18 protein-coding genes are annotated in these 22,125 nt (G+C 71.8%); 7 read left to right on the top strand and 11 right to left on the bottom strand.

Going from position 1 to position 22,125, the window contains the following annotated elements:
- Positions 1–166 precede the first annotated feature (166 nt).
- The 4 genes from OG928_RS36025 to OG928_RS36040 form a co-directional block, all read right to left on the bottom strand.
- Positions 167–1,297, bottom strand: coding sequence for an ABC transporter permease (locus tag OG928_RS36025; RefSeq protein ID WP_331766206.1), 1,131 nt, complete (start codon positions 1,295–1,297; stop codon positions 167–169).
- 2 nt (positions 1,298–1,299) lie between these two features.
- A complete protein-coding gene (locus tag OG928_RS36030) occupies positions 1,300–2,295 on the bottom strand; it encodes a sugar ABC transporter substrate-binding protein (RefSeq protein ID WP_331766207.1) in 996 nt (331 codons plus the stop codon).
- Between the two features lie 328 nt (positions 2,296–2,623).
- Positions 2,624–3,547, bottom strand: coding sequence for a TIM barrel protein (locus OG928_RS36035; RefSeq protein ID WP_331766208.1), 924 nt, complete (start codon positions 3,545–3,547; stop codon positions 2,624–2,626).
- Positions 3,544–4,713: a Gfo/Idh/MocA family oxidoreductase gene (locus tag OG928_RS36040; protein WP_331766209.1), complete on the bottom strand. Its 1,170-nt coding sequence runs from the start codon at positions 4,711–4,713 to the stop codon at positions 3,544–3,546. The genes OG928_RS36035 and OG928_RS36040 overlap by 4 nt, the downstream gene beginning before the upstream one ends.
- Positions 4,714–5,133: 420 nt before the next feature.
- Here OG928_RS36040 and OG928_RS36045 point away from each other — a divergent pair, with 420 nt between their 5' ends.
- Positions 5,134–6,135 carry a LacI family DNA-binding transcriptional regulator gene (locus OG928_RS36045; RefSeq protein WP_331766210.1) on the top strand — a complete coding sequence of 334 codons (1,002 nt, stop codon included), beginning with the start codon at positions 5,134–5,136 and terminating at the stop codon, positions 6,133–6,135.
- Positions 6,136–6,235: 100 nt separating this feature from the next.
- On the opposite strand, the gene OG928_RS36050 is transcribed toward OG928_RS36045, so the two are convergent.
- On the bottom strand, positions 6,236–6,958 hold the full coding sequence (locus OG928_RS36050) for an HAD family hydrolase (protein WP_331766211.1): 723 nt from the start codon (positions 6,956–6,958) through the stop codon (positions 6,236–6,238).
- A gap of 245 nt (positions 6,959–7,203) precedes the next feature.
- Here OG928_RS36050 and OG928_RS36055 point away from each other — a divergent pair, with 245 nt between their 5' ends.
- The 4 genes from OG928_RS36055 to OG928_RS36070 all read left to right on the top strand — a co-directional run bounded on the left by OG928_RS36055 (position 7,204) and on the right by OG928_RS36070 (position 9,346).
- Positions 7,204–7,725, top strand: coding sequence for a putative immunity protein (locus tag OG928_RS36055; protein ID WP_331766212.1), 522 nt, complete (start codon positions 7,204–7,206; stop codon positions 7,723–7,725).
- A 127-nt stretch (positions 7,726–7,852) separates the two neighbouring features.
- The gene (locus OG928_RS36060; RefSeq protein ID WP_331766213.1) at positions 7,853–8,290 is read left to right on the top strand and encodes a DUF6196 family protein; all 438 of its coding nucleotides are present in this window, start codon (positions 7,853–7,855) and stop codon (positions 8,288–8,290) included.
- A gap of 363 nt (positions 8,291–8,653) precedes the next feature.
- Positions 8,654–8,893 (top strand): DUF2795 domain-containing protein, encoded by a 240-nt coding sequence (locus tag OG928_RS36065; protein WP_331766214.1) that lies wholly within the window; start codon positions 8,654–8,656, stop codon positions 8,891–8,893.
- Between the two features lie 123 nt (positions 8,894–9,016).
- On the top strand, positions 9,017–9,346 hold the full coding sequence (locus OG928_RS36070; protein ID WP_406291536.1) for an STAS domain-containing protein: 330 nt from the start codon (positions 9,017–9,019) through the stop codon (positions 9,344–9,346).
- 23 nt (positions 9,347–9,369) lie between these two features.
- Here the strand turns inward: OG928_RS36070 and OG928_RS36075 are convergent, their stop codons facing one another.
- From OG928_RS36075 to OG928_RS36085, 3 genes are all read right to left on the bottom strand, one after another.
- Positions 9,370–11,415, bottom strand: a complete 2,046-nt coding sequence (locus OG928_RS36075; protein ID WP_331768233.1) for an APC family permease — start codon at positions 11,413–11,415, stop codon at positions 9,370–9,372.
- A gap of 202 nt (positions 11,416–11,617) precedes the next feature.
- The gene (locus OG928_RS36080) at positions 11,618–12,871 is read right to left on the bottom strand and encodes an FAD-dependent oxidoreductase (RefSeq protein WP_331766216.1); all 1,254 of its coding nucleotides are present in this window, start codon (positions 12,869–12,871) and stop codon (positions 11,618–11,620) included.
- Between the two features lie 141 nt (positions 12,872–13,012).
- Positions 13,013–15,037: a hypothetical protein gene (locus tag OG928_RS36085; protein WP_331766217.1), complete on the bottom strand. Its 2,025-nt coding sequence runs from the start codon at positions 15,035–15,037 to the stop codon at positions 13,013–13,015.
- A gap of 337 nt (positions 15,038–15,374) precedes the next feature.
- Between OG928_RS36085 and OG928_RS36090 the strand changes: the two genes are divergently transcribed.
- On the top strand, positions 15,375–18,197 hold the full coding sequence (locus OG928_RS36090) for a LuxR C-terminal-related transcriptional regulator (protein WP_331768234.1): 2,823 nt from the start codon (positions 15,375–15,377) through the stop codon (positions 18,195–18,197).
- A gap of 225 nt (positions 18,198–18,422) precedes the next feature.
- On the opposite strand, the gene OG928_RS36095 is transcribed toward OG928_RS36090, so the two are convergent.
- Positions 18,423–19,202, bottom strand: coding sequence for an ABC transporter permease (locus tag OG928_RS36095; RefSeq protein WP_331766218.1), 780 nt, complete (start codon positions 19,200–19,202; stop codon positions 18,423–18,425).
- Positions 19,199–20,110, bottom strand: coding sequence for an ATP-binding cassette domain-containing protein (locus OG928_RS36100; RefSeq protein ID WP_331766219.1), 912 nt, complete (start codon positions 20,108–20,110; stop codon positions 19,199–19,201). Before OG928_RS36100 ends, OG928_RS36095 begins: the two co-directional genes overlap by 4 nt.
- A gap of 100 nt (positions 20,111–20,210) precedes the next feature.
- Here OG928_RS36100 and OG928_RS36105 point away from each other — a divergent pair, with 100 nt between their 5' ends.
- On the top strand, positions 20,211–21,383 hold the full coding sequence (locus OG928_RS36105; protein ID WP_331766220.1) for a sensor histidine kinase: 1,173 nt from the start codon (positions 20,211–20,213) through the stop codon (positions 21,381–21,383).
- Here OG928_RS36105 and OG928_RS36110 read toward each other — a convergent pair.
- On the bottom strand, positions 21,329–21,982 hold the full coding sequence (locus tag OG928_RS36110; protein ID WP_406291537.1) for a response regulator: 654 nt from the start codon (positions 21,980–21,982) through the stop codon (positions 21,329–21,331). The two genes, OG928_RS36105 and OG928_RS36110, sit on opposite strands and share 55 nt — an antisense overlap.
- Between the last annotated feature and the right edge of the window lie 143 nt (positions 21,983–22,125).

A 22,125-nucleotide genomic window follows, 5' to 3' on the forward strand; every position in this document is an offset into this window, starting at 1 on the left:
GTCCGGTCGGTCCCGCCCGCCTCCGTGTCCGGGGCGTCCGTGTCCGGCGCAGCGCCCTCGTTCGGGGTGGCCTCGTTCGGGACGGCCTCGTTCACGGCGTCCTTCCCGTCCGCGTTCTCGGCGTCCGTGTGCTTCCCGTCCGCGGCCGGCCGGGGTTCTGGATTCGTCATCGACGGGACCTTTCCGCGCGGCGCCGGAAGGAGTTGTTGACCAGGACGGCCGCGAGCAGCATCACGCCCAGGAAGAGCTGGAACCAGTCGCTGTCCCACTTGGCGTACACGATGCCCTGGCGGGCCATGCCGAAGATGAGCGCGCCCACCGCGGCGCCGATCGCCGACCCGTAGCCGCCGGTGAGCAGGCACCCGCCGATCACCGCGGCGATGATGTACTGGAACTCGAGGCCGATGCCCTGATTGGCCTGGACCGACGTGTAGCGCAGGATGTTGATCGAGCCCACCAGCCAGGCGGCGCCCGCGGTCGTCATGAACAACACGATCTTCGTGCGGTCGACCGGGACACCGACGTTGCGCGCGCTGACCGGCGCACCGCCCACGGCGTAGATCCAGTTGCCGAACCGGGTCCGCGAGAGCACCCATGTCGCCAACGCGGCCAGCACGATCCACCACAGCACCGAGACCTGGATCTCCGTGCCGCCGATGGCCATGGTCGAGGCGAAGAACCGCCCGGCCGACTCGTAGCCGTCGGTGGCGCGCATCCCGCTGACCTGCACGCTGTTGGTCACCTGCCGCGTGACACCGAGGTTGAGACCTTGCAGCGCCAGGAACGTGCCCAGCGTGATGATGAAGCTCGGCAGTCCCGTGCGCACCACGAGCCAGCCGTTGAGCGCGCCCACCCCGAGGGCGAACACCAGGGACACCGCGAGCGCGAGCCATACGGGCCAATCGGCGCGGGTCGCGAGCATCGCCGTGATCAGCGCGGTGGAGGCGGTCAGCACACCCGCCGACAGGTCGAACTCGCCGCCGATCATCAGCAGGGCCACGGCCACCGCCATGATGCCCAGGGTGGCCGAGTCGTCCAGCCAGGTCGCCGCACCGGACGCGGTGAAGAACCCGTCGGCCACGATCGAGAAGAAGCCCATGACCAGCACGGCGCCGATCAGCGAGCCCAGTTCGGGCCGCACCAGCAGTCGGTGGGCGAGCGTGGCGGGCGCGACACGCTCGTCCGCGGCGTGCGCCTTCGGCGGTGGTTCTCCGACGGCGCCGGGCCCGGTACCGGAGGTGCTGTCCGAGATGTCGCCCGCGGTTCCGGACGCCTCGGAGGGAAGCGATGGAGTCATGGTCATCTCGTGCCCCGCTGCGCGTACTCCGCCACCGCGCCGACGTTGTTCTTGTCGACGAATCCGGGACCGGTCAGTACGGGCTTGCCGCCGCCGACCGTGTTGGCGTTGTCGCGGTAGAGCTTGATCATGGTCACCGGAAGGTAGCCCTGCAGGTACTGCTGCTGGTCCACCGCGAAGACGATCTTGCCGTCCTTGATCCCGGTGACCACGTCCGGGTTGAGGTCGAACGTGGCGATCTGCGCCTTGGAGTTCGCGTCGCCCACGGCGCCGACCGCGACCGCGGCGACCTGCGGGTTGAGCGCGAGCACGGCGTCGATGGACGAGTCGGCCTGGAGTGCGCCGCGAATGCGGGCCTGGACGTCGGTGGGGTTGCTGATGTCCACCTGGAGCGTCTGGGTCTGGCCGCCGAAGCCGGCCTTGGCGCCGTCGCATCTCTGGTTCAGGCCGACGTTGCCGGCCTCGTGGATGACGCACAGCATCTTCGTCCGACCCGCCTGCTTGAGCTTGCCGCCGGCCGCCTCGCCCGCGATCGACTCGTCCTGGCCGACGTGCGCGATCGCACCGAACTCGGCGGACCTGCTCTGCCCCGAGTTGATGGTGATGACCGGAATGCCCTTGGCGGTGGCCGCCTTGATCGAGTTGGCGAGGGCGTCGGGGTTGGCCATCGAGACCACGATGCCGCCCACGCCCTGGGTGACGGCGTTGTCGATCAACCGGGCCTGGCCGGCCGGGTCGCCGTTGCCCTGGTACTGGACGTCGACGCCCAGCTTCTTGCCGGCGTCCTGCGCGCCGTTCTGCACGACGCTCCAGAACGCGTCACCGGCCGAGCCGTGGGTGATCACGGCGACGGTGTTGTTCCCCTTCGCCACGGCGGGCGGGGCGCCCGTGGGGGTGCTCTTGGCGTCCTTGTCGGTACCGGAGGGGCTGCTGCAGGCGGCGAGGACGAGCGCGGATAGGCCCAGAGCTGCAGCGAATCCGAGAGAACGTCGGGGCATCGAATACTCCTCGTCAGGACGGTCGTGACGGGCAGGTCACGCCGGAGGGCGCGGTCCGGGTTGGTGAGGATCCGCGGCGATGAGCGAGCGGTGTGCGGGTGTGCGGCGGTGCGGCGGTGCGGGGGCATGGCGCCCCGGACGCGCGGCTCTTCGGCGTGTACGGCGTGTGGGGCGTGGGGCGGGTACGGCGCGTACGACGGCTCGGGTGGGGTTCGGGTCTCGGGTGTGCTTCGGGCGTCGGGTGTCCGGCCTGGTACGGATGTCGTACCCAGCCGGGCCGGCGGCATGGCGGGTCGGCGTGCCGGGTACCGCGTGCCGACGTCGGGCGTCAGTTCCCGCGCAGATGCGCCAGGCTGCGTGCGGTGTCGTGGCGGGGCAGGTCCGCGTCGACCGGGTCGTCGGTCAATCGGGTGTCCTGTTCCAGCACGTACCACTGGCGGTAGCCGGCGGCACGCAGGGTCGCGACGATCTCGGCGACGGGCACATCGCCCTCGCCCAGCGCGCGGTACAGGCCCTGTCCGACGGCGTCGGCGTAGGTCAGGGCGCCGGATCGGACCAGGGCCGCGGTGGCGGCGTGCACGTCCTTGAGGTGTACGTGCCCGATCCGCTCGGGCCGACGGCGCACCAGGTCGAGCGGGTCGGTCCCGCCGATCAACAGGTGGCCGGTGTCCAGGCACAGCGGCAACTCGCTGTCCCGGAGGAAGCGCTCGACCTCCGCCGAGGTCTCGACGTGCGTGCCGACGTGCGGGTGCAGGGTGGCCCGCAGACCGTAGCGGCGGGCGATCCGGGCGACCTCCTCGGCCGTGTCGATCAGGAGCCGCCACTGGGAATCGGACAGTTCCGGCCGGGTGTCGTAGCCGTCCAGCCCGGTGGCGGCGGCCAGGACGAGCACCTCGCCGCCGGCGGCCGCGATCAGCTCGGCCGTACGTTCGGCCCTGGCGAGCGACTCCACCGTGCGATCCGCGTCGTGCAGCACGAGGGCGGCGAACGATCCGACGAGCGTCAGACCGTGCCCCTCCAGCACGCCCTTGAGCGCCGAGGGGTCGTCGGGAAGGTAGCCGGGCGGGCCCAGTTCGGTGGCCGTCAGGCCGAGGCCGGCCATCTCGCCGAGCACGGTGTCGACGGGAAGCATGGGGCCCCAGCCGGGCACCTCGCACACCCCCCAGGAAATGGGGGCGCCGGCGAGCCGGAGATCGTGGCCGACCGGGGCGGCGGGGGTGGCCGGGGCGGCGGCGGGGCCGGGGGTGGTCATGACGCCACCTCGGTGGTGAACGGCTGCGCCGGGTCGGTCGGGCTCGGGCTCGGGCTCGCGGCGGCGAGTACGGCCGCCACGTCGACCGGGCGGCCCTCGCGCCGCGACTGCTCGCATGCCTCGGCCAGCACCAGACTGGCAAGGGAGTCGCGGATCGGGGACGGGTTGGCCATCCGACCGGCGATCACCTCGACGAACACGCGCATCTCGTTGCCGTACGCGAGGGCGAAGCGCTCCGGGAAGCCGGGGTAGGCGTCGGGGCCCGCCTGCGGACCGTCCGGTTCGAGCGAGGTCAACGGCGTGCGCGGATCGAGACCCACCGCAAGGGACTGCGACGAGCCCAGCACCTCGATGCGGTGGTCGTATCCCGCCGGGTCGTGCCGCCCGCCGGTGAGCACCGCGTGCGCGCCGCCCGCGAAACGCAGGACCGCGACCGCGTTGTCGACGTCGTCCGCCTTGGCGAACGCCTCGTCGACCAGGACCGATCCGCTGGCGAACACGTCGACGACCGGCTCGCCGATCAACCACGGCACGGCGTCCAGGTCGTGAATGAGCAGGTCGCGGAAGATGCCGCCGGACGCGGGCAGGTAGCCGAAGTCGGGCGGGGCGGCGTCCTGGCCGATCGCCCGCACCAGATAGGGCGTGCCCATCTCGCCGGCGTCCAGGCGACGCTTCAGCTCGACTACGGCCGGGTCGAATCGCCGCTGGAACCCCACGAGCACGGGCACCCCGCTCGCCTCCACGTCCGCGATCAGGTCGATCATCCGCGCGATGTCCGAGGCGATGGGCTTCTCGCACAGTGTCGGTACGCCCGCGGCCACGGTCCGCCGCAGCATCTCCGGGTGGGTGTCGGTGGGGGTCGCCACCACGACCCCGTCGACCTCGCGGAGCAGGGTGTCCAGGTCACCGACCGCTTGGGCGCCGATCTCCTTCGCGAGAGCGTCCGCCCGTCCCGGTTGCGGGTCGAACAGGACGAGTCCGTCGACCGTCTCCAGGTTCGTGAGGTTGCGCGCGTGCATCGCGCCGATCCGCCCCACGCCTGCGACTCCGATACGCATGAGACTCATTTCTCCAGTGGGCGAGTGGGATTGGGCAAGTGGAATGCTTGAGGAGCGTTGTGTGGAGCGCTCCAAATTTTGGAGCGCTCCAACCCGAGAACGCCCCAAGACTGATACTCACCGTCCGAGCGTGTCAAGGGTCACTCGTAACGTTCGCTTAACGCTGCCGACACGCGGATCGGTGGGCCCTACAGTCATCCTTCGGGGCGATCGAGTCGTTCCGCTTGGAGCGCTCCATTCATTGGAGCGCTCCAAGCGTGTAATCTTCGTTTTACGGTGCCGGTCATCGTGTTGCGGTGTCGCGGGGGTCCGGTCGCGTGGAATCACGGCGCTGCGGCGTCGGGGTGCCGTGGTGGTGCGAGGTCGCGGTTGTGCGGGTCGCGAGCTCGTCGCGTCGTCGGATTCACCGAATCGGAGGACGCCGGAACCCCGGAGTCGCCGGTTCGTCGAATCGTCGAACGGCCCGGTCGAATGACCCGGTCGAACGGTCGACCGGCAGCGCCGCATCGGGAGAAAAGGGGAGCATCAGTGTCCGGTCCCACCCTCGAGGACGTCGCCGCGCGCGCCGGGGTCTCCCGCTCACTCGTGTCGCTGGTGATGCGCGGCTCGCCCAAGGTCAGCGAGACCCGCCGGCAGGCCGTCCTCGCCGCCGCCCGAGAGTTGGGCTACCGCCCCAACCTCAACGCCCGCACCCTGGCCACCGGCAGCAGCAGCACGCTGGGCGTGATGATCTCCGATCTGCACAACCCCTACTTCGCCGAGGTCGTCGACGGCGTCGAGGCCGCCGCCAACGACAACGACATGGACATCATCCTGGGCACCGGCGGACGGCGGCCGGCCCACGAGCGGCGCAGCGTGGAACGCCTGCTCCAGTTCCGGCCCGCCGGCCTCCTCCTGCTCGGTCCGGTCGTCGAGACCTCCGCGATCGAGGAGGCCGCCTCCCAGGTGCCCACCGTGCTGGTCGCCAGGAGCGTCCGGGCCGGCCACGTGGACACGGTCAACGACGACGGCGCCACCGGATCGGCCCTGGCCGTCGAGCACTTGGCCGCGCTGGGACACCGCCACATCGTGCACGTGGACGGCGGCGCCGGCTCGCAGTCCCTGGTCCGCCGCCGCGGCTACGAACAGGCCATGAAACGCCTGGCGTTGACGCGCCACATGCGCGTCGTGCCGAGCGAGTACACGGACACCGGAGGTGCCAAGGCCGCCCGCGCCCTCCTGGGCGGCGACGAACTCCCCACGGCCATCGTCGCGGCCAACGACTTCAACGCGGTGGGCATCATCGGCGAACTGTCGGAGGCCGGCGTACGGGTCCCCCAGGACGTCTCCGTCATCGGCTACGACAACACCCACCTGGCCGGGCTGCGGCACATCGGCCTGACCACGATCAACCAGCCGAGGGAAGAAATGGGTCGCCTGGCCACGGAAACCCTCCTCCAACGCCTCCGCGGCGAACGCACCAAGGCGGCCCGCCACCTCCTGCACCCGGAACTGGTGATCCGCACCAGCACGGGCGCGCCGCGGACGTAGCGGCGATCCCGGGTTCGCGGGAGGTCTCGCCGAGGGGTCGGGGATCGACATCCGGGGGCGAGTCGGCGATCTGCCCCCGGACGCAAGTCGACGGTGGGGCTCAGCCGGTGAGGGCGACCGGGAGTTCGTCGAGGGAGTGGATGGCGTGGATACCGTTGCTGATGGCCTTGCCGGAGCTGGTGTTCGCCCGGTCGAGCCAGTACGCGTGCAGCCCCGCTTCGTGGGCCCCCACCGCGTCGAGTGCGTACTTGTCTCCGACGTAGGCCACTTCGTACGGTTGGAGGCCGAGCGATGTGCAGCCGGCGAGGAAGATGCTCGGCGCGGGCTTGGCCGCGCCGTGCTCGTCGGAGCAGACGAGGGTGTCACCGAAGTAGGGCAGGAGACCGATGGCGTCGAGCTTACGGCGCTGGTGGTCGGTGGACGAGTTGGAGACGACCCCGAGGCGGTAGTCGGGCGCGAGTTTCCTGAGGACGGGTTCGGCGTCGGAGAATGCCGCCCAGGCGCCCTTGCGGTGAGCCTCGTATCCGGCGAACCAGGCGGAGGCTTCGTGGTCCGACAGGTCGGCGTGCGCGTCCTGCCCGATGTGGGAGAGGAATTGCCGAGTACGCTCGCGCTGCTGCCCGATGAAGGTGAGTTCGCCATTGAGGAAGCGGGCGTACTGGGTCTCCATGATCTCCCGCCAGAGTGCGAGCGCCGTGGCCGAGTCGGGAAACCGATCGAGCAGCCCTTCCGCCCGCAGGTGGGCGAACACGCCGACCTCTTCCGAGGTCGAGTAGTCGAACAGGGTGTCGTCCACGTCGAAGAGCACGCCCTGGATCGGCATGAGGTGGTCCCTTCTGGTCCTGGTGTTTTGACTTGTCCCGGCGTGCGTGAGCTTCCCATGGGCGCGGTGCGGAGAGTCGATCGAGGGCCGCGCCTTGGGTACACCTGCGCGCCACACGGCGATCGATTTCCGTTGTCCCACGCCGCGGTTCGGCCGGACAACCGGCATCGCATGTGTTCCTCGGCCGCGCGAGTGACCGCTTCGGCGGCAGCGACAGGAAGCAGCAGACCCGGCAGAATAGGCGGGTGAACGACGTGACCATAAGCGAAGAGGACCGCCGATTTCTCGGACTGTGGGCTGCCGATTGCGCAGAGCGGGTGCTGCCGCTGTTCGAGGCGAAGGCCCCCCCTGACACCCGCCCTCGCGAGGCAATCGAGGGCATACGGGCGTTCACGCGCGGGGGGAAGCGGACGGCGCAACTGCGCTCCCTCGCCTTCGCGGCTCTCGCAGCCGCACGCGACGTCGGCGATCCGGCTGCCACCGCCGCCGCTCGCGCCGCGGGCTACGCGGCGGCGACCCCTTACATCCACCCATTGGCCACCCCTCACCAGGCGAAACACGCCCTTGGGCCGGCCATGTACGTGGCGCTCGCTCGTGAGCTCGCGGCGGGCAACGACACCGGCGTCGGTGACGAAGAGATCCGATGGGCGATCGAGCACGCCCCGACGGCAGTTCGCGAGGTTGTACGGCAGATGCCGGTTTTCGTCCCTGGCCGCAGTCGGCTGGACGCGCTCCGCCACCAGCTCGACGCGGCCCTTCGCCTCTGATCCGCGAGGCACGCGGCGTCAGCGGCCGGAAGAAGCCACTTCCGGCGAACGTCGCCGGTGTCGTCGGGGCACGGACGGTCGCCATCGCCCCGGAATCTAGTGCCGGGCGCGGCACTAAGGTGCATCCATGGTGGATGTGAGCAGGGAGACGCCGGACCGGACCGACGAGCGTCTTCGACGTGTCCTCGCGGCTACGGACCTGGTCGTGCACGAGGGTGTCTGGTGCTTCCGGGAGACCCCGTTGTCCGACCCGCCGGCGCTGGCCCTCCCGACTCTGGCCGTGGTGCGAGACGCCGAGTCGTGGAGCGCGCTTGTCCCGGCTACGGATGAAGATGTGGATGTCGAGCGTTTCGGTGTCTTCTCTTTCCATTTCCCGTCGGGCGTGGACAACAGTGGCTTCGTCGGGTGGCTGGCCACGCACCTCAAGCGTTCGCTGGGCACCGGCGTGTTCGTGGTCTGTGGCAGCAATCGCAGCCGCGGCGGAATCTACGACTACTGGGGCTGCCCGTCCGACCTGCTCTCCGACGCTGTCGCAGCCGTGGAGAACCTGCGCCCGGCGGCATGAGAGCCCCTACGGCCCTGGGGGACGGCACATGGATCGCGCCTCGCCACCTGTGGACACGGACAGCGCCCTGAGCGGAGTGGTCACGGACATCACCTGCGGCGACGGCGCGCGGGCGGCGTGTCCGCTCGTGCGATGAGATGAGATCGCGTCCCGTCAATCTGCCGGTCCCGGCGTATCCTGAGTGTGGGGTAGGAGTCTCCGCGAGGAAAGACGTCCAGGCGAGGGACTCCCCCGGCGGCGCGCTTCGTCGCGACGGGACGAGCCCGGGACCAGCGTGATCCGCGTGTGGTGCCGCGTGCCTCGTGATGGTGGTGTGTCGCGAAGCGAGTGGACGTCACACGTCCAGGACGTCGAGGAGGTGTCATGACTCGCGTCGACGAAACCCAGGTGATCGTTCCCGAACCTGTTGCCCTGCAATGTGCGCTACAAGGGGTGAGCTTCCCGGCGCACCCGCGCGATCTGGTCAGGCATGCCCTGAGCCACGGCGTCTCGTCCGAGATCGTACAAGCCCTGGCCACGTTGCCGCTGCGTTCGTACGAAGGGCCGAACCAACTCTGTATGGCCTTGTGCGGTCGCCACGCCGGCAACGAAATAGGTCCGTGAGCCGCGATCGACGCTGATCGCGCCCGGTCGGATCGTCGCCGCCCGTCACCGTGCGGAGCGACGACGTGGTCGGAGGTAGAGGTCGTGTTGGCACCCGTGCCCCCCGGTGGCGCTTCGATCAGCATGCGCGCGCGTGGGCAGTCGTCGTTGGCGGTGGTGCGGGGCGAGGTCGACATCACGACCGTTCCCGAGATCGCCCGGCGCCTCGACTTCCTCACCGCGGTCGATGTCCCGGACGTGGTGGTCGACCTGCGGGCGGTGACGTTCATCGACGCCCGCGGCATCGACGTGCTCGCCCGGGCCCGGAGCCGCGCCGTGGCCCGGGGTGGGCGGCTACGGCTGGTCTGTCGCGGCTTCCCGTTGCGAGTGCTGCGTCTGCCGGGTCTGGGCCTGGGCCCGGGCTTCGAATTCCTTCCCGACGTTCCGCCCGCGTTCCCACCCGCCACCGGGTGAGTTCGGCCGATGGCCGGCCCGGTTCAATGCCGTCCGGCCACGCCCTTGTCGGTGTGGCCGGAGGCCGCCTTCGGGATGGGGCCGGGTTCGCCTCGGCGCGCGGCACCGGGGGCACGCGCGATGGGATGCCGGGCGTGCTCGGAGGACTTGAGCTGCCAGGGCACGCTGATGACCATCACGCCCGGGATGAACAGCAGGCGGTTCTTGAGCCACAGCGCGGACTGGTTGTGCAAGAGGTTCTCCCACCAGTGCCCCACGACGTATTCGGGAATGAAGACGCTGACCAGCTCGCGAGGGCCGGCGCGGCGCATGTGGCGCACGTGCTCCACGATCGGGCGGGTGAGTTCGCGATACGGCGAATCCAGCATCGTCAGGGGCACCTCGATGCCCGACTCGTCCCACTGCGCGCGCAGCTCGTCGGCTTCCTCGCGGTCCACGACGACGGTCAGCGCCTCCAGGCTGTCCGGTCGAAACGCCCGGGCGTAGGCGAGCGCGCGCATGGTGGGTTTGTGGACCTTGGACACCAGGACGATCGCGTGCACCCGCGAGGGCAGGAGGCTTTCCTCGGCCGGGTCGGCGACGGCCAGTTCCTCGGCGGCGCTGTCGTAGTGCCGGTGGATCCCGCGCATCATCAGCCACAACACGACGGCGGCGACCACCGCGAGATAGGCGCCCTCGGTGAACTTGGTGATCAGCACGATGACCAGGACGATCCCGGTGACCACCGAGCCGAATCCGTTGATCGCGCGCGCGACGTGGTGGCGGCGGCGCAGTGCGGGATCGGTCTCCTCGCGCAGTTCGCGGTTCCAGTGCCGCACCATGCCGGTCTGGGACAGGGTGAACGAGGTGAAGACGCCCAGGATGTAGAGGTGGATCAGGCTGGTGACGGACGCCTGGTAGGCCCAGAGCAGGCCGGCCGCGACCAGCGCGAGGGCGATGATGCCGTTGGAGAACGCGAGGCGGTCGCCTCGCGTGTGGAGTTGGCGGGGCAGGTAGCGGCGCTGGGCCAGGATCGAGGCGAGCAGTGGGAAGCCGTTGAAGGCGGTGTTGGCGGCCAGGATCAACACCAGGGCGGTGGCGGCCTGGATGTAGAAGAACCCGATGCTGTGGTCCCCGCCGAAAATCGCCGCGGCGAGCTGGGCGATGACGGTGCGCTGCGGTGTGGTGTGGCAGTCGCCGCTCATCCCGGTCAGCCGGCAGGTGTCCTCGGTGATGTGGACGTCGGAGATCAGCGCCAACGCGGTGATGCCGGAGAACATCACCACCGCGATCAGGCCCATCGCGGTCATGGTGGTGGCGGCGTTGCGGGACTTGGGCTTGCGGAACGCCGGTACACCGTTGGAGATGGCCTCGACACCGGTGAGGGCGGTGCAGCCGCTGGAGAAGGCGCGTAATCCGAGCATCAGCAGGGCCAGTCCGGCGAGGTGCTCCTCGCCCGGTTCGGGTGTGATGCCGTAGGCGGCGGACTCCGCGACCGGGGCGTCCCCGACGGCCCACCGGAACAGGCCGGTTGCGCACATGATCAGCACGCCGGCGACGAACAGGTACGTGGGGGCGGCGAACGCGCGGCCCGACTCGCGGAGCCCGCGCAGGTTCACCGCCGCCAGCAGCGCGACGCATCCCACCGCCATCCCGGTGCGGTACTCGTTCGCGGCCGGCACGGCGGAGATGATGTTGTCCACGCCGGAGGCGACCGAGACGGCGACCGTCATCACGTAGTCCACCATCAGCGACGCCGCCACCACCAGGCCGGCGGAGGGGCCCAGGTTGGTGGAAACCACCTCGTAGGAACCGCCGCCGGAGGGGTAGGCGTGCACGACCTGGCGGTAGGACAGCACCACCACCGCCATCAGCGTCACCACCGCCAGCGCCACCCACTTCGTCAGATACAGGTATGCGACCCCGCCCAGGGTCAACACCAGGAGGATCTCCTGCGTCGCATACGCCACCGACGACAGCGGGTCCGAGGCGAAGATCGGCAATGCCACGCGTTTGGACAGGAGGGTCTCCTGTAGTCCCTCGCTCGGCAGGGCCCGACCGATCAGCACCCGCTTCAGCGCGTCCACCATTCTCGCCACGCAGCGAGCGTATGGGATCTTATCCGGACGGATCGCCACGACGCGGCCATACAGCCCTTCGGCGTTCGCACTGCGCACCCATGAGCCGGCCCGGCCTCGTGCCCAAGGCAACGCTTCGAGCACGAGGCGGCACATCGCGGACGCGCGGGTGCCGGCAGGCAGGGCAACCTGCCTTGAACCGGAGCCCCGGGAATCACCGTTCGCCCACGCGGTGTGGCATCCCGGAATGGACGGTCGGCGTGAACCGCCCACCCCGGGACTCCGGTTGGTCAGCCCCCGACGCGCCGCCGCCGGTGGGCGCGGTGGCGAGTTCGGACAGGTTCATGGCCAGGTTGTGGTGGACCGCGGGGAGCCGATCCAGGCTGCGGAGCACCGTGTTGCGGACGCCTCGGAGTGGGCCGGAGGAGGCGGTGGCGACCTTGGTCATGCGGTGGGTGAAGGCGACGACCTGCTCGGCCACCGGGCGGCGTTCGCGCTCGTACTCGTCCAGCTCGTCGTGTCCGGTCCGCAGTGTGCCGGCGAGCCGGTCGCCGAGGACGAGCGCGTCCTGGATGCCGGTGTTCATGCCCTGGCCGCCGGCCGGGCTGTGCACGTGCGCCGCGTCCCCCGCGAGCAGCACCCGCCCGGCCCGGTAGCGGTCGGCGAGTCGGTGGTGCACCCGAAAGCGCGAACTCCACACCACCTCCAGCACCTTCACCGGCCGCGCCCGAGGGCCCCGGCTGTCCAGCAGGTGTTGCACGTCGGCCGCGGTCGGCCGCGCGGGCGCGTCCTCGACGGTGGCCACGACGCGGTGGCGGCCACCGGGCAGCGGCGCCACCACCGCGACCCCCTCCGGGGCGAAGAAGAGCCGGAGTTCGTCGTCGTCGAGCGGCCACTCCAGCCGAACGTCCGCCAGCACGAAGGACTCGGGGTAGCTGTCTCCGGTGAAGGCGATCCCGCTGTGCTCGCGCACGGTGCTGTGCATGCCGTCCGCACCGACCGCGTACGCGGCGCGGACGACCGTTCCGTCGTCCATCGTCGCGGTGACCCCGTCGGGATCCTGGGTCAACCCGGCCACGCGGTACGGCCGCAGGACCCGCCCGCCGGCCGCGTGCAGCCGCCCGAGCAACACCTCCTCGGTGACGTTCTGCGGGATCAGCAGCGTGAAGGGGTAGTCGGTGGGGAGGTCGTCGAAGCCGACGGTGAGCAACGGCCGGTCGCGGTCGTTGACACTGAACCGGGAGACGGGCAGGCCGCGTTCGACGAGTTCGCCGCTCGCGTCGATGTCCCGCAGGACTTCGAGTGTTCGCGCGTGTACGACCGCGGCGCGCGAGGTGTTGGCGCCCTCCGCCGCCTGGTCCACCAGGACGGTGTCGATCCCGGCGGCGGCCAACTTCGTGGCGAGGGCCAGTCCCACCGGCCCCGCGCCGACGATCAGGACGTCCGTATTCGAGGGAAGGCGCGACATCGATGCTCCCGAGTGCTTGGGGGTGATCCGGGTTTCGACGTTAGGCGCCGCGTGCGGTGACGGATTCCGTCGAATGACTGGAGTACGGACGAACGACCGGGTGTCGACGCATGACCGGGGCCGGTTCGCGAACAGGATCGATCACGACTCCGCGCACGCCCTGGCGGGGCCCTCGCCCCGTTCGACGAGGTCCCAGGCGGCGGCGAACAGTTCGGGGAGGGTCCGGCCCAGGGTCGGGCGGTAGTAGATCGTGAGGCTGTTGGGGACGAGGCGGATGCCGAGGAAGGTCGCCTTCCACGTCTCCATGGGCTGGAACGGCTTGGTCGCGCTCGCCCACGGGCCCGGCAGGAAGATGCCTCGACCGGCGCGGGGTCGCTTGTCGGCGACCGCGAGGCCCGCGTCGACAAGCGACGCCGCGGCCTTGCGGTGGCGGGTCGGGGTCCAGCCGTTCCAGGTGCGTACGCCGCGGTCGGTCGGCGCCTCGATTGCGAGCAGTTGCAGGTACAGGGCGGCCGCGTCCGGCGGCACGGTCAGCGATTCGGCGACCCGATCGACCAGTTCCGGCACACTCGCGGCGGGGTTCGACTCGTACGCGCCGACGGGCAGCGCGCCGGAACGCACCCGCTCGACCACGTGGGTGAGGTAGGCACCGCGGATCCGGCGGACGTGCTCGATGATCCCCCTTCCGTAGTAGCCCCGTTCGTCGGCGAGCCGCTTCGTCTGCTCGGCGTCGACGTCGAGCAGGGCGGGACGGAAGTACAGGCAGGGGGAGTGCTTGTGTCGACCGTAGAACGACGGGGGCGGGGCGCCGACCGCCACGGTCAGTCCATCGTCGAACGCCGGCGCGGTCAGCGGCTCCGGGCCCGGGTAGGGGTGCGGGCCGAAACGCTCGCGCAGGTCGTCGACGGTGACCTCTGAATGGACGTGGGCGGCGTCCAGCAGCAGCCCGGGGTGGGTCAGGCGGGCGCGCAGTCCCTCGATCAGATCCGGCAGACCCTCCCGGAGCGGGTCGCCGGCGGGGAGTTCGGCATACACGGTCGGCACGAGCGTGGCCACATCGTGCAACAGGCGCTCCATACGGTGGGGCGGGTCGCCGGCGGCGGAGCCGGCGACCAACTTGATGCCCCACTCGGAGGCGCGCAGCCAGGTGTCCAGATCCTCGGCGATCAGCGGATCGCCGGTGGGGTGGGCGAAAACCGTGCACACTTCGGCGGCCGGTCGTCGCGGATCCAGCGAGGCGATCAGCGCGCGCGAGGTCTCGGGGACCGGAACGTGGTGACCGCGCCGAGCCCGCCACGCGGCGGCGATGTGGGTCGCGACGCGGCGCGGACCGGCCGCCGTCCACAGGTCCGCCGGGTCCGGCGGCAGGGCGTCGGCGAACAGGTCGAGCCGTTCCTCGTCGGTCAGCGGCAGCAACTCCGCGTGCCCGGCCTTGACTTCGGCGGCCCCGAGACCCAGGACGCGTCGCTCCTCGGGGTCCAGGAACGGCTCGCCGGACATGCGCGCGCCGGGATTGCCGGCCAGCAGCAAGGCGGCTGCGGCGCGGGACATCCCGGTGGCGTCGACGAGCAGGGCGACCGCCTCGGGATCCCACGGCATCGGGCCGCGGGTGCGTACCAGATCGACCAGTTCCCGGATCTGACGCGCACTGCCCCAATCGGCGCGCTGCGGCTCGACGACGTCCATCATCGCCCCCAGTCCGGGCGCCTCGACGTCCCCGGTACGGAATTCGAGCACGCGGACGATGCCCTGCTTCAGGGAGAACAGCACGATCGTGGCCCCGTGTTCGTCCCGTATCGCGCGCCGCTCCCCGATCGGCTCCGACACGATTCCGGTGCGCAGCCGCGCGTCGGCGTCGATGAACACGGTCCGCGACCAGACATCCAGAAGGGCGAGCAGGCGCTCACGGCGCTCCGGTCGTGTCGACGGTGCCGCCGCGCGCAGGGCGACCGCACCGATCCGGCCGATCAGCGTGGCCCATTCGCCGTAACCGACCCGGTCGGGTCCGTCCTGTCCGGCCGGCGGGTCCCAGGTGCCGGCCAGATAATCGCCGATCCGCGCGAGGCCCGCGAGCGAGCCGGCCTCCCAACTGCCGGTCGCTCGAATCAATCCGTTGACGGCGGGGCCCACGCCCTTGTCGTCGATTCCATGGAAGCTGAATGCCATGGACCATTTCTAGCCCGCCGCCCGGACATCGCGCCCGATCTTCCGCAGGAGGGGGACGAACTGCGGGCTGTCGGCGGGCTGTCCCTCGGTGACGGTGAACGCCAGGGGCGGCAACGCCGGTCGCACACCAGGTGAATCTTGCGGGTCGGTCCGCCGCGCGAGCGACCGAGCGCCGCGCTTCAGCCGCGCCCGGCGTCGGCGCCGGATCCGGTGCCGTTCGTACCGCCCGGGGTCGTCGTACTCCGCACACGCCGTAGGCTCGTGCCGTGTCCCGGCATCATCGGTCCCCGTGTCCCGAGTCGACCTCGCCCGAACACGCGGGAGGACGCGCGTGTTGATGCACGGCCGGGCCGAGGAGCAGCGGCTCGTCGACGGGCTGTTGGCCGACGCGCTCGACGGTCGCAGCGCGGTCCTGCTCGTGCGGGGCGCTCCGGGCGTCGGCAAGACGAGGCTGTTGGAGTACGCGGCCTCCGCCGCCGCCGAGTCCTCGACCGAGACCGCGACCGAGTCCGCAGGCGCGGGCGCGGGCGCGGGCGCGAGCGGGATTCGGGTGATCCGCGGGACGGGCATCGAGTTCGAGGCGGAACTGCCCTTCGCCGGGCTGCACGCCCTGCTGCATCCGGTGCTCGATCGCCTCGCGGTGTTGCCCGCCGCGCAGGCGGACGCGCTGCGTGCCGCCTTCGGATTGGGTCCGGCCGAACCCCGGGATCGGTTCCTGGTGGGGTTGGCGGTGCTGTCGCTGCTCGCGGAACTCGCCGGGGACGGGGCGCTGTTGTGCGTGCTCGACGACGCGCAGTGGCTGGATCGCGCGTCGATCGAGGCGTTGGCGTTCGCCGCGCGTCGGCTCACCAACGAGGGTGTGCTGTTGCTGCTCGGTGCCCGCGACGACGGTGCCGATTCGTTCCGGGTCGGGTTGCCCGAACTGTCGCTGCGCGCGCTCGACCGTTCGGCGGCGACCACGTTGCTCGCCGAACGCGACCCCGATCTCGCGGACAATGTGCGCGAACGGATCCTGGCCGAGAGCGATGGAAACCCGTTGGCGCTCATCGAGTTGCCGACCGTGCTCACGGATCGCCAGCGAGCCGGGGACCTCGGGCCGGCCGCCCCGCATGCAGCGTTGCTGCCGCTGCCGGAGCGGGTTCGGGACGCGTTCGGCGTCCGGATGGACCGGCTCCCCGACCCGGCGCGGACGTTCCTGCTGGTCGCCGCGTGTGAGGAGACCGGGGACATCGATGTCGTGTCTCGAGCGGCGGGCGCGCTCGGCGCGGATCCGTGCGCCGTCGAAGCGGCCGAGCGTTCGGGGCTGTTGCGCCGCGGACCGGGCGGGGTCGTGGTGTTTCGGCATCCCCTGGCCCGGGCCGCCGTCGTCCACGGCGCGTCGGCCCGGCGGCGGCGCGCCGCGCATCGAGCCCTCGCCGACGCGCTCCTCGGTGACCGCGCGGCCTCGGAGGACGCGGCCGATCGTCGGGCGTGGCACTTGGCCGGCGGGCGATGGGCCGGACGAGCCGACCGCGGCGGCCTTGGAGGAGGCCGCCGATCGGGCGCGGCGACGCGGCGGATACGCCGCCGGGACGACCGCTCTGGAGCGCGCCGCCGACCTCTCCCCGTCCCCGAGTCGCGTGCGCGACGGCTGGTGGCCGCCGCCGAGGCGGCCCTCGCCGCCGGTGAACCGCGGCGCGCCGCCGAGGCGGCCGGGCAAGCGGGGCGGATCGACCGCGACGACCCGCTCCTGGGCGCGCGGATCGCCCGGGTGCGCGCCACCGTCGAGTTCGAGGACGGCTCGCCGGCCCGCGCCGCCCGGCTCCTGGTCGCCGCCGCGGCGGCGCTCGGTGCCGAATACCGGGACCAGGCCGCCGGGTTGCTGATGGAGGCGGTCCGCAACAGCTATTTCGCGGGCGATCCGGAACTCGCCCGGGACGCGGCGGACCGGCTGGGCGCGATCGCCGGCGACAGCGCTTTCGCGCGTGCCCTGGACGGCCTCGCGCACCTGCTCGCGGGCGATGCCGCGACCGCGCTGCCGGCCATGCGCGCGCTGTCGGACTCGGTACTCGCCGGCGCCGGGATCGCCCACGGACCCGGCGAGCGGCTGATCGCGGGCTCGATGGGCATGATGACCGGCGACGACGAGGCGTCCTGGGACATCCTCGACGCGCTGGTGGCCGACGCCAGGGCGGGCGGCCTGGTCGGCTGGTCGGCGCATCTGCTGGAGCACCTCGCGGTGGTCGAGGGCTTCCTGGGTCGACACCGCGACGCCCGCGCGCACGCCGAGGAGGGGTTGGCCCTCGCCGACAGCATCGGCCAGGCGCATCGGGTCGACCATCTGCGGTGCGTGCTCGCCTGGCACGCGGCGATCGCGGGCGACGATCGGGGCTGCCGCGACCTGGCCGAGCCCGCCGTGGCCAGGGCGACGGAACGCGGGATCGTCCGCACCTCGGCGTGGGGAGTCATGGCCCTGGGCCTGCTCGACCTGTCCCTGGGCCGCGTCGAGCACGCCCTGGACCGACTGGAGACGGCCTCCCTGGGACGCGTCGGCAACCATCTCGGCGCCACCTTCTTCGCCCCCGACCAGGTCGAGGCGGCGGCCCGCAGCGGGCAGCCCGCCCGGGCCGCCGAACCCCTCGCCCGGTTCGAGCGCTGGGCCGCCGCGGCCGGCCGGCCCTGGTCGGACGCCGTGGCCCTGCGGTGCCGGGCGCTGCTCGCGCCGAGCCGGGACGCGGGCCGGTTGTACGCCGAGGCCGTCGCCCTCCATCACCGGGGCGGGCGGCCGTTCGAGCGCGCCCGCACCGAGTTGCTCTACGGCGAGTGGCTGCGCAGGGAGCACCGCAAGGCCGAGGCGCGCTCGCAACTGCGGGCCGCGCTGGAGGCGTTCGAGCGGCTGGGCGCGCTGCCGTGGGGGGAGCGGGCCCGAGCGGAACTGCGGGCCACGGGAGTGTCGACCTCGACCCGGCCCCCGGAGTCGGTGCTCGACCGGCTCACCCCGCAGGAGCTTCAGGTGGTCCGTCTGGCCGCCGAAGGGCTGTCCAACCGGGACATCGCCTCCCAACTCTTCCTCAGCCCCCGCACCATCGGCTACCACCTGTACAAGGCGTATCCGAAACTCGGCATCACGTCGCGGGTCGAACTGGCCACCCTCGGCCCGCCCGCCTCCGCCCGCGGCTGAGCCCTGTCGGGGCTCGCGGCAGGCCAGGAGCAGGGGCGGGGACGCACGCCTCGGTAGCCGCGCAGGTCGTCGGCTCGGCGCACGGCCGGCGCTCCGGGGCCCGCGGCGCCGCGAACACATGTCGATGCGGGGACCGCCGGGATCCCGTCCGGCCGGCGCGGTGGTGATCCGGCACGTGGAGGGGTCTGCGCTCGATCGCGATCACGTGGGCGGCGTCGCGGAGCGTCACGCGTCCCGGCGGTGGATACGCAGGGTCGCCAACGCCAAGGGGGCGGCGACGTAGGCGCACATCACCCCGGCCGCCGCGGCGGGTGGGAGCGCCGAGCCGTAGATCGAGTACGCGTTGCCCGTGCCGGCCAACTGGCCCGGCAGGCTGTCGAGGGTGAACGAGTTGACCCGCCTGTCCCAGGGCGCGGGCAGACTCTGCACGACCATCGGAACGACATGGAGGAGCCCGGCCAAGGACACGATCGCACCCGTCGTCGACCGCAGCGCCGCGCCCAGGCCGTATCCCACCAGCGCGGCGACCACGACCGCCAGGCTCTGCGCGAGCAGCAGGCCGGTCGTGTGGGTCGACGCGTCGGTGAAGGCCCGGATGGGGCGGTCTCCGACGATCGCCCGGCTCAGGTACGACGTCGCGAATACGCAGGCCGGCCCGACCGCGAGGGCGACGGCCCCGACGACCGCCGCCTTCGCGAACAGCACGCGGCCGCGCCGTGGCTCCGCCACCAGCGTGTCCCGGATCATGCCGCCGGCGTATTCGGAGCCGATCGTCAGCGCGCCCAGCACGGCCATGCTCATCTCGGCGACGACCAGGAACAGGGATTCCAGGGGCGACAGGGAGAAGTGCTCCCGATCCGACGCCGTCAGCCCGTCCCACGTGTGCGCACCGTATGCGGCCAACGCGCAGGTCCCGGCCATGGCGATGCCCACCACCGCCAGGACGACGAATGTGGAGCGGACGGTGCGCAGCTTCAGCCACTCCGCCGCGAGCACGTCGGTCATCGCGCCGCCTCCGTCGGACGGTAGGCGACGCTGTCGGCGGTCAGTTCGACGTACGCCTCCTCCAACGACGCGGTGCGCGCGCGGATCTCCCAGATCGCGATGCCGTGTGCCGCGGCGAGATCGCCGATGCCTCGCGGTTCGATCCCGTGGACGACGAGCCGATCGTCGGGTTCCGCCGCCACCCTCGCGCCCGCCGACGTCAGGGCCGTGGTCAGTTCCGTCGCGCGCGGGGAGCGCACCAGCACGCCGCGGGCGAATCGGTCGGTCAGCTCGCGCACGGAGGTGTCGGCGATCAGGCGCCCCGCGCCGATGACGATCAGGCGATCGGCGGTCAGTTCCATCTCGCTCATGACGTGGCTGGAGACGAAGACCGTGCGGCCCTCGCCGGCCAGGGCCCGCACGCGCTCGCGGAACCAGCGGATCCCGTCGGGGTCCAGGCCGTTGATCGGCTCGTCCAGGATCAGCACGCCGGGATCCCCCAGCAGCGCCGCCGCGAGCCCCAGGCGCTGTCGCATGCCGAGCGAGAACCCGGCGACGCGTTTGCGGCCGACGGCGGCCAGGCCGACCTGTTCCAACACGGCGTCGACCCGTCGGCGGTCGACGGCATTGGTTCGGGCGAGCCAACGCAGGTGGTCGACCGCGGTGCGGCCGCCGTGCGCGGTGTTCGCGTCGAGCAGTGCGCCCACCTCGCGCATCGGACGCGGCATGTCGACGTAGGCGCGGCCGTTGACGCGTGCCGCGCCGGCCGTGGGCGTGTCCAGGCCCAGGACCAGGCGCAGGGTCGTGGACTTGCCGGCGCCGTTCGGGCCGAGGAATCCGGTCACGGCGCCGGGACGCACGCGAAAGGACAATCCGTCGACCGCGACGACCCGTCCGTAGCGTTTGGTCAGGTGTTCCACTTCGATCATGGGCATCACCTTCGGACCCGCGGCCGTGGGGCGCATCGGGCCGCCGACTGACATACCCGGGTATGACGCGGGCGGCGACCTCCGTCCCTAGGGTGGCCGGGTGAACGAGTCCGGTCTTCGCTCCGCGGTCACCCGGCGGCTGACCCGAGGTTGGCTGATCGGGCTCGACGCCTCGGCCGCAGCGGTGTTCGCCGTGGCAGCCCTGTATGGGGCACACGGCAGCCATGTGCCCTGGTGGGCCCGCGTGTCGGTCGCGCTGGGCATCGGTGTCCCGGTCGCGGCGCGGCGCCGATGGCCGATGCCGGTCTTCGTCCTCGTGCTCGCCGCGTGTGTCACGGCGGAGGTCCTGGGCACCACGCGCACGTGGTTCGTCGCCCCGGCCTTCGCGCTGTACACGGTCGCCCTCACGTGGCGAAGGCGCCGGCTGCCCACGCCGGCGATCGCGGCGCTGAGCGCGGGCTGCATGTTCGGCCTGTCCCTGGCGGGCCCCGCGTACGCGTGGCGGATCGATCCGGGGCCGGTCATGGCCGCGGCCGGCGCGCTGGGCGGGGCCTGGACGATCGGCCGGACGGTGAGCGCGCGTCGGGCCTTCGCGGCGCAGGCCGCCCGAGACCTCGCCGAGCGCGCGGCCGCCGACGAACGTCTGCGTATCGCCCGGGAGTTGCACGACGTCGTCGGCCACACGATGGGGGTCATCGCGGTCAAGGCGGCGATCTCGGGCCACGTCGCCGAGACCCGCCCTCGGGAGGCCCTCGAAGCGCTGCGGGTGATCGAGGCCACCAGCCGCGACGCGCTGACCGACATGCGCCGGATGCTCGGTGTGCTGCGTGCCGAGGAGGAGCCCGATCTGCGGCCGACCCCCGGCGTCACCGATCTGCCGGCACTGGTCGAGCGTGCGACGGAGGCGGGCGTCCGGGTCGCCCTGCGGCTCTCGGGGACGCACGATCTGCCGGAGGGCGTGGGCCGTTCGGTGTATCGCATCGTCCAGGAGTCCCTGACCAACGTGACCAGGCACGCCCCGGCATCGCGCTGCGAGGTGTCGGTCGAGGCCGACAGCCGGTGCGTGCGGATCGAGGTGACCGACGACGGCCCCGGCGGATCGGCCGGCCCGGACGGCTACGGGCTGATCGGGATGCGGGAACGGGCCGCGCTGCACGGCGGCACCGTCGCGGCCGGTCCCCGTACCGGGGGCGGCTTCCGCGTGGTCGCCCTGTTGCCCTATCGGGACGATCCTCCGCCCGGGCGGGCGGGGGTGACCAGGCCGCTCTCGTAGGAGGTGATGACCAGTTGGACGCGGTCGCGTGCCCCGAGTTTGTCGAGGAGATGGCTCACGTGGGACTTCACCGTCGGCAGGCTGACACGCAGACGCGTGCCTATCTCGGCGTTGGACAACCCCTCGGCGACCAGGACGAGCACCTCGCGCTCCCGATCGGTCAACCCTTCCAACTCGCGCGGCAACGGCAACGGCGTCGGCGTCGACATCGGGTCGCCGGGTCCGGGCTGCCGGCCGTACCCGGCGATGAGGCGCCGCGTCACGGTGGGCGCGAGCAACGCCTCCCCCGAGGCGATGACGCCGATGGCCGTGAGCAGGTCCGCCGGTCGGGTGTCCTTGAGCAGGAAGCCACTGGCCCCCGCCCGCAACGCCGGGTACACGTAGGCGTCCAGGTCGAACATGGTCAGAATCAGGACCCGCGTGCCCGGGACGCCGGAGGGGCCGCAGATGTGTCGGGTCGCCTCGACGCCGTCCATCTCGGGCATGCGGACATCCATCAGCACGACGTCCGGCCGTTCGCGCCTCGCCAGTTCGACGGCCTCGACGCCGGTGGCCGCCTCGCCGACCGACACCAGGCCGGGCGCGGTGTCCACGAGCATGCGGAAGCTCCCCCGCAACAAGGCCTGATCATCGGCGACCAGCACTCGGATCGACACCGTGGATCCCGTCTGTCGCCCCCAACAACGTGCCGCGACGATACCCCAGCACCACGCACGCCTCCTTCTCCTCCGTCGCGCGGAGC

Origin of the sequence: Embleya sp. NBC_00896, from assembly GCF_045207785.1 — a bacterium.
Classification (GTDB): Bacteria; Actinomycetota; Actinomycetes; order Streptomycetales; family Streptomycetaceae; genus Embleya.

Bases quoted from the DNA above. Each gene is read 5' to 3' on its own strand.
- OG928_RS36070 (WP_406291536.1), top strand. From the start codon at position 9,017: ATGCGCGCGCGTGGGCAGTCGTCGTTGGCGGTGGTGCGGGGCGAGGTC.
- OG928_RS36100 (WP_331766219.1), bottom strand. From the start codon at position 20,110: ATGATCGAAGTGGAACACCTGACCAAACGCTACGGACGGGTCGTCGCG.
- OG928_RS36065 (WP_331766214.1), top strand. From the start codon at position 8,654: ATGACTCGCGTCGACGAAACCCAGGTGATCGTTCCCGAACCTGTTGCC.
- OG928_RS36080 (WP_331766216.1), bottom strand. From the start codon at position 12,871: ATGTCGCGCCTTCCCTCGAATACGGACGTCCTGATCGTCGGCGCGGGG.
- OG928_RS36090 (WP_331768234.1), top strand. From the start codon at position 15,375: ATGCACGGCCGGGCCGAGGAGCAGCGGCTCGTCGACGGGCTGTTGGCC.
- OG928_RS36035 (WP_331766208.1), bottom strand. From the start codon at position 3,547: ATGACCACCCCCGGCCCCGCCGCCGCCCCGGCCACCCCCGCCGCCCCG.
- OG928_RS36075 (WP_331768233.1), bottom strand. From the start codon at position 11,415: ATGGTGGACGCGCTGAAGCGGGTGCTGATCGGTCGGGCCCTGCCGAGC.
- OG928_RS36110 (WP_406291537.1), bottom strand. From the start codon at position 21,982: ATGCTCGTGGACACCGCGCCCGGCCTGGTGTCGGTCGGCGAGGCGGCC.
- OG928_RS36025 (WP_331766206.1), bottom strand. From the start codon at position 1,297: ATGACTCCATCGCTTCCCTCCGAGGCGTCCGGAACCGCGGGCGACATC.
- OG928_RS36030 (WP_331766207.1), bottom strand. From the start codon at position 2,295: ATGCCCCGACGTTCTCTCGGATTCGCTGCAGCTCTGGGCCTATCCGCG.
- OG928_RS36085 (WP_331766217.1), bottom strand. From the start codon at position 15,037: ATGGCATTCAGCTTCCATGGAATCGACGACAAGGGCGTGGGCCCCGCC.
- OG928_RS36060 (WP_331766213.1), top strand. From the start codon at position 7,853: ATGGTGGATGTGAGCAGGGAGACGCCGGACCGGACCGACGAGCGTCTT.
- OG928_RS36095 (WP_331766218.1), bottom strand. From the start codon at position 19,202: ATGACCGACGTGCTCGCGGCGGAGTGGCTGAAGCTGCGCACCGTCCGC.
- OG928_RS36050 (WP_331766211.1), bottom strand. From the start codon at position 6,958: ATGCCGATCCAGGGCGTGCTCTTCGACGTGGACGACACCCTGTTCGAC.